Origin of the sequence: Streptomyces capoamus (assembly GCF_014654935.1) — a bacterium.
GTDB classification, from domain to species: Bacteria; Actinomycetota; Actinomycetes; order Streptomycetales; family Streptomycetaceae; genus Streptomyces; species Streptomyces capoamus.
This window is the reverse complement of sequence record NZ_BNBF01000001.1, coordinates 125,121-131,351: the sequence shown is the minus strand read 5'-3', so window position 1 is coordinate 131,351 and position 6,231 is coordinate 125,121. Positions and strand designations below refer to the sequence as shown.

General features: G+C 73.7%; 8 protein-coding genes. 5 read left to right on the top strand and 3 right to left on the bottom strand.

The annotated features are described in order from the left end of the window. The 5 genes from IE312_RS38355 to mug form a co-directional block, all read left to right on the top strand. Positions 1-593: transporter associated domain-containing protein (locus IE312_RS38355; protein ID WP_229898813.1), on the top strand; the 593-nt coding region annotated here is incomplete at its 5' end. Further along, complete coding sequence (locus IE312_RS00620) at positions 590-1,609, top strand: hemolysin family protein (protein ID WP_189977207.1); 1,020 nt, start codon at positions 590-592, stop codon at positions 1,607-1,609. The genes IE312_RS38355 and IE312_RS00620, both read left to right, overlap by 4 nt. Positions 1,610-1,683: 74 nt before the next feature. Continuing rightward, positions 1,684-2,472 carry an SGNH/GDSL hydrolase family protein gene (locus tag IE312_RS00615; protein WP_189977206.1) on the top strand — a complete coding sequence of 263 codons (789 nt, stop codon included), beginning with the start codon at positions 1,684-1,686 and terminating at the stop codon, positions 2,470-2,472. Positions 2,473-2,583: 111 nt separating this feature from the next. Then, positions 2,584-4,026 carry an adenylosuccinate lyase gene (gene purB, locus IE312_RS00610; protein WP_189977204.1) on the top strand — a complete coding sequence of 481 codons (1,443 nt, stop codon included), beginning with the start codon at positions 2,584-2,586 and terminating at the stop codon, positions 4,024-4,026. 71 nt (positions 4,027-4,097) lie between these two features. Continuing rightward, positions 4,098-4,628, top strand: a complete 531-nt coding sequence (gene mug / locus IE312_RS00605; protein ID WP_229898812.1) for a G/U mismatch-specific DNA glycosylase — start codon at positions 4,098-4,100, stop codon at positions 4,626-4,628. Here mug and IE312_RS00600 read toward each other — a convergent pair. The 3 genes from IE312_RS00600 to IE312_RS38350 form a co-directional block, all read right to left on the bottom strand. Continuing rightward, on the bottom strand, positions 4,589-5,032 hold the full coding sequence (locus IE312_RS00600; protein ID WP_189977202.1) for a hypothetical protein: 444 nt from the start codon (positions 5,030-5,032) through the stop codon (positions 4,589-4,591). The genes mug and IE312_RS00600 overlap by 40 nt on opposite strands. A gap of 45 nt (positions 5,033-5,077) precedes the next feature. Beyond that, positions 5,078-5,788: an ABC-2 transporter permease family protein gene (locus IE312_RS00595; protein WP_189977200.1), complete on the bottom strand. Its 711-nt coding sequence runs from the start codon at positions 5,786-5,788 to the stop codon at positions 5,078-5,080. Between the two features lie 2 nt (positions 5,789-5,790). Continuing rightward, positions 5,791-6,231 (bottom strand): DUF8746 domain-containing protein (locus IE312_RS38350; RefSeq protein ID WP_502266953.1); only part of this gene is annotated, 441 nt, incomplete at its 5' end.

The window sequence follows — 6,231 nt, the reverse complement described above, 5'->3', positions numbered from 1 at the left end:
GCCTGGACTCGGTCGTCGGCACCGCCCACATCAAGGACGTTCTGGCCGTCGCCGCGGACCAGCGGCGCCACCGTACGGTGGCGCAGATCATGCGCGAGCCGCTGCTGGTGCCCGAGTCCCTGACCGTCGACCGGCTGCTGGACCGGCTCGGCGGCCGGCGCACCATGGCCGTCGTCATCGACGAGTACGGCGGTACGGCGGGTGTGGCGACCCTGGAGGACATCGTGGAGGAGGTCGTCGGCGAGGTGCGGGACGAGCACGACCCGCACGAGACGCCCGATCTGGCACCGGCCGGCGCGGACGAGCGGGGCCGGGCCCTGTACACGGCGGACGGCGCCGCCCGCACCGACCAGCTCGCGCGCGTGGGACTGCGCGTGCCCGAGGGGCCGTACGAGACCCTGGCCGGTCTGGTCGCCGCCGAGCTGGGACGGATACCCGCCGTGGGGGACAGCGTGGAGGTGGCCGGCTGGCGGCTGGACGTGATCGACGCCTCGGGCCGCCGGGCCGCCCGGGTGCTGCTGCACGCGCCGCTGGACGACGAGCGCACCGGGGGCGCCGACGGAACCCGCGGCACGCGGGAGGGGACGCGATGACCGCCGTACAGTTGCTGATCGGCCTGGCGACCCTCGTCGTCAACGCCTTCTTCGTGGGCGCCGAGTTCGCGCTGATCTCCGTGCGACGTTCGCAGGTCGAGCCGCTGGCCCAGGAGGGCGACCGGCGGGCGCGCAGCGTGGTGTGGGGTCTGGAGCACGTCTCGGCGCTGCTGGCCGCCGCCCAGCTCGGCATCACCCTGTGCACGCTGGTGCTGGGCGTGGTCGCCGAGCCGGCGATCGCGCACCTGCTGGAGCCGGTGTTCCACGCGCTGGGCATCCCGGTGGGCGCCGGGCACGCCGTGTCCTTCGTGATCGCCCTGGCCCTGGCCACCTATCTGCACATGCTGCTCGGCGAGATGGTCCCGAAGAACATCGCGCTCGCCGAGCCCGTGCGCAGCGCGCTGCTGCTCGGGCCGCCGCTGGTGGCGCTCTCCCGGGCGCTGCGGCCGGTGATCTTCACGATCAACGCCTTCGCGAACGGGCTGCTGAGGCTGCTGCGGGTGGAGGCCAAGGACGAGGTCGCGGCGACCTTCACGGACACCGAGCTGGCCGAGATCGTCAAGGACGCCAGCGAGGCGGGCCTGATCGACGACCGGGCGCAGGAACGGCTGCACGACGCGCTAGAGCTGGGCAGCCGGCCGGTGCGCGACGTCGTCGTACCGCTGGAGCGCGTCGTCTACGCGCGGGTGGGGGTCACCCCGGAGCAGCTGGAGCGGCTGTCGGCGGAGTCGGGCTTCTCCCGGTTCCCGGTGGTCGACGCCGGGCGCCGGATCGTGGGCTACCTGCACGTCAAGGACGCGCTGGACGCCTCGCCCCGGGACGTGCCGTTCCGGCTGCGCGACATGCGTCCCATCGCGCGCGTCCGCGAGAGCACGCCGCTGGACGACGTCCTCACCGCGATGCGGCGCGGCCGCACCCACCTGGCCGCCGTCCTCGGCGACGACGGCCGGCTGGCGGGCCTGGTCACGATGGAGGACGTGCTGCGCCAGCTGTTCGGCCAGCCGGCCCAGAGCTGAGCACGCGGCGGCGGTGGCGGGCCCGGGGCTGACCGACCGGCTGGTATCGGCCTCGGGATACCATCGCTGTCGCCATGCAGACGAATCCCACACCTCCCGTCTACACCAGCCTGGTCGCGGTCGGCGACTCCTTCACCGAGGGCATGTCGGACCTGCTGCCCGACGGCTCCTACCGGGGCTGGGCCGATGTGCTCGCCGCGCGGATGGCCGCCCGTACGCCCGGCTTCCGGTACGCCAACCTCGCCGTGCGCGGGAAGCTGATCCAGCAGATCGTCGACGAGCAGGTCGAGGTGGCAGCGGCCATGAACGCCGACGTCGTCACCCTGGTCGGCGGTCTCAACGACACCCTGCGCCCCTCGTGCGACATGGGCCGGGTCCGGGGACTGCTCACCGAGGCCGTGGAGCGGCTGGCGCCCTCCTGCAAGCAGCTGGTGCTGATGCGCAGCCCCGGCCGGCAGGGCCCGGTGCTGGAGCGGTTCCGGCCGCGCATGGAAGAGCTGTTCGCCTGCGTGGACGAGCTGGCCGCCCGGCACGGCGCCCTGGTGGTCGACCTGTACGGAGCGCCGGCGCTGGCCGACCCCCGGCTGTGGGACGTGGACCGGCTGCACCTGACGGCGGAGGGCCACCGCCGGGTCGCCGAGGCCGTCTGGCAGGCGCTCGGCCACGACCCGGAGGACACCGGCTGGCACATACCGATGCCGGCGAGCGCCCCGCCGCGCTGGCTGGCACGGCGGGCCGCCGACGCACGGTTCGCCCGGGAACACCTGCTGCCCTGGATCGGCCGTCGCCTGACCGGCCGTTCCTCCGGCGACGGCCGCCCGGCCAAGCGCCCGGAGCTGCTGCCGTACGAGGACCTGGCGTGACCGCACCGGGCGCGGCCCGGCCGCCGGCACCGCAGTGACGCGGCTCTCGTAGCTTCCACCGAACACACCCATGGCGCTGGCCTGCACGAACCGCCAGTAGAATCTGGACACGTGACTTCTGCGCCCGCCAAGCCCCGCATCCCGAACGTCCTCGCCGGACGTTACGCCTCCGCCGAGCTCGCCACGCTCTGGTCCCCCGAGCAGAAGGTGAGGCTGGAGCGGCAGCTCTGGCTCGCCGTGCTGCGCGCCCAGAAGGACCTCGGCATCGAGGTGCCGGACGAGGCGATCGCCGACTACGAGCGCGTCCTCGACACCGTCGACCTGGCCTCGATCGCCGAGCGCGAGAAGGTCACCCGGCATGACGTGAAGGCGCGGATCGAGGAGTTCAACGACCTCGCCGGGCACGAGCACGTGCACAAGGGCATGACCTCGCGTGACCTCACCGAGAACGTCGAGCAGCTGCAGATCCGGCTCTCGCTGGAGCTGATGCGCGACCGCACCGTGGCCGTGCTGGCCCGTCTGGGCAAGCTCGCCGGCGAGTACGCCGAGCTGGTCATGGCCGGCCGCTCGCACAACGTGGCCGCGCAGGCCACCACCCTCGGCAAGCGCTTCGCGACCGCCGCCGACGAGCTGCTGGTGGCGCACGGCCGCGTCGAGGAGCTGCTCGGCCGCTACCCGCTGCGCGGCATCAAGGGTCCGGTGGGCACCGCACAGGACATGCTGGACCTGCTCGGCGGGGACGCCGGCAAGCTCACCGAGCTGGAGGACCGGATCGCGGGGCACCTCGGCTTCTCGCAGGCCTTCACCTCCGTCGGCCAGGTCTACCCGCGCTCGCTGGACTACGAGGTCGTCACCGCGCTGGTCCAGCTGGCCGCCGCGCCGTCCTCGCTGGCGAAGACGATCCGGCTGATGGCCGGGCACGAGCTGGTCACCGAGGGCTTCAAGCCCGGGCAGGTCGGCTCCTCGGCGATGCCGCACAAGATGAACACCCGCTCCTGCGAGCGCGTCAACGGCCTGATGGTCATCCTGCGCGGCTACGCGTCGATGACGGGCGAGCTGGCGGGCGACCAGTGGAACGAGGGCGACGTGTCCTGCTCCGTGGTGCGCCGGGTGGCCCTGCCGGACGCCTTCTTCGCCCTGGACGGCCTGCTGGAGACCTTCCTGACGGTCCTCGACGAGTTCGGTGCCTTCCCGGCCGTCGTCGCCCGCGAGCTGGACCGCTACCTCCCCTTCCTCGCCACCACCAAGGTGCTCATGGGCGCCGTGCGGGCCGGGGTCGGCCGGGAGGTCGCGCACGAGGCGATCAAGGAGAACGCCGTGGCGACCGCGCTGGCGATGCGGGAGCAGGGCGCCGAGCGCAACGACCTGCTCGACAAGCTCGCCGCCGACGAGCGGCTGCCGCTGGACCGGGCGCAGCTGGGCGCGCTGATGGCCGACAAGCTGTCCTTCACGGGTGCCGCCGCCGGCCAGGTCGGTGTGGTCGTCGCCCGGATCGAGGAGATCGTCAAGCAGCACCCGGAGGCCGCCGGCTACACCCCGGGAGCGATCCTCTGACCGGCGCGCCCCGCTCTCCCCGCTTCACCCGGGCGGAACTGGAGGCCGCCCGCGACCGCCTCGTCCCGGACGTGGTCGCGGAGGGCCTCCGGGTGCTCTTCTGCGGGATCAACCCGGGTCTGCTGACCGCCGCGACCGGTCACCACTTCGCCCGGCCCGGCAACCGGTTCTGGCCGGTGCTGCACCTGTCCGGCTTCACCCCCCGGCTGCTGCGGCCGGACGAGCAGCGGGAACTGCTCTCCTACGGCCTCGGCATCACCAACGTGGTCGCGCGGCCCACCGCGCGGGCGGACGAACTGACCGCCGAGGAGTACGCCGAGGGCGGCCGGCTGCTCACCGGGAAGGTGGAACGGCTGCGGCCGGGGTGGCTGGCCGTGGTCGGTGTGACCGCGTACCGGGCCGCCTTCGCCGACCGCACGGCGCGCGTCGGTCCGCAGGAACGGACGATCGGGGACACCCGGGTCTGGGTGCTGCCCAATCCGAGCGGGCTGAACGCGCACTGGACGGCGGCGACGATGGCCGAGGAGTTCGCCCGGCTGCGGGAGGCGGCGGACCTGCCCGGTCACGGCGGGTCGGTCTCCGTCACTATCCCGAGCAGCTGAAACGGCAGTTCCTCGGCCCACTGGGAGACACCGAGGGCGATCCAGCGGTCCGTCTCCGGCGCCCGCCACAGGTGGACGTCGGGGACGTGACCGCTGAGCCCGGCCCAGGGCTCCGCGAGGTCCTCGCCCGCCACGGTCCGGTCGAGCACGCTGTAGAGGCTGAAGTGCTGCGGGCGGCCCCACCGCGCCCCGAGCCGCTCGGCGAGGCCGTCCCGGTCGGCCTCGAACTGCGCCCGCGTCTCGTCCCGTTCGCCGCCGTCGCCGTCCCAGAACTCCTCGCTGGTGCGTAAGGCCGCTATGTGGTACCCCGGCCCGCTCTCGCCGTGCTCCGTCCTGCCGCGCGCCGCGGGGAACTCCCGGGCGCACAGCAGGTCGATCAGGCTCAGGCACGTGGCGATGTCCATGCGTTCCAGTAAAGCGGGCAGCACTGACAATTGGCGGCCCGTCAGTCAGGCGTCCCTGCGCCGCACGCTCCACCCGCCCGCCACCAGGGCCGCGCTCGCCCACAGCGCGGTCACCGCGAGCCCGCTCCACGGGCCGAGAGCACCGTCCCAGGTGCTGTGCAGCGCGACCTGGCCGGCCCGGTCGGGGAGGAAGTCGGCGACACCGCCGGACAGATCGCCGACGACGAAGGACACGATCAGCAGGAACGGGATCAGCACGGAAAGGGTCGCGACCCCGCTGCGCAGCACGGCCGCGAGGCCCGCGGCGAACAGGGCCATCAGCATCAGGTGCAGACCGCAGCCGACCGCGCCGCGCACCCCCTCGGCCCAGCCGGGCGCGGACGCGCCCAGGGCCGACCGGCCCACCAGGAGCGTGACGAACCCCGTGAGCAGTCCGACGGCCAGCGCCGGCAGGGCGACCGCCGTCGCCTTGGCGGCGAACCAGCGCCCCCGGTCGGGCACCGCCGCCAGCGTCAGCCGCAGCGCGCCGCCCCGGAACTCCGACGAGACGGCCGTCGTACCGAAGGCGATCGCGGCGACCTGGCCGAAGCTGATGCCGAAGAACACGGAGAACAGCGGGTCGGAGTCGTCGGCGTCGGCCGCGGCGAGTGCCGAGAACGCGGTGGTGCAGACGAGGATCGCGGCGAGGGCGCCCCACAGGGAGCGCAGGGTGCGGATCTTGATCCACTCGGCGTGGAGCACGGGTGCGAAGGGCATGGTCAGGCCTCCTGGCGTGGTGCGGTGAACTCGGCCTCGGCGGCGGTCAGATCGAGGTAGGCCTCCTCCAGGGTCGCGTCCCGGGCGGCGAGTTCCAGGACGGGGACGCCCGCGGAGGACATCAGCCGGCCCAGGTCGTCCACGCGCGCGTGGCGCACGGTCCAGGTGCCGTCCGCGTCGCGGGAGGCGTCGTGGCCGTGCCGGGCGAGGAGGTCGCCGAGGGCGGCGGGATCGGTGGTGCGGATGCGGACGTGCGGCCGTACGCGCGCGTCGATGAAGTCCCGGACCGGTGTATCGGCGAGCAGGCGGCCCCGGCCGAGGATCAGCAGGTGGTCGGCGAAGGCGGCGGTCTCGCCCATGAGATGGCTGGAGACCAGGACCGTGCGGCCCTCGGCGGCGAGGCGGCGCAGCAGGGTGCGGATCCACACGATGCCCTCGGGGTC

Excerpts from the sequence above, each read along its gene's own strand:
- IE312_RS00620 (WP_189977207.1), top strand. The coding sequence starts at position 590 with ATGACCGCCGTACAGTTGCTGATCGGCCTGGCGACCCTCGTCGTCAAC.
- IE312_RS00615 (WP_189977206.1), top strand. The coding sequence starts at position 1,684 with ATGCAGACGAATCCCACACCTCCCGTCTACACCAGCCTGGTCGCGGTC.
- IE312_RS00600 (WP_189977202.1), bottom strand. The coding sequence starts at position 5,032 with ATGGACATCGCCACGTGCCTGAGCCTGATCGACCTGCTGTGCGCCCGG.
- IE312_RS00595 (WP_189977200.1), bottom strand. The coding sequence starts at position 5,788 with ATGCCCTTCGCACCCGTGCTCCACGCCGAGTGGATCAAGATCCGCACC.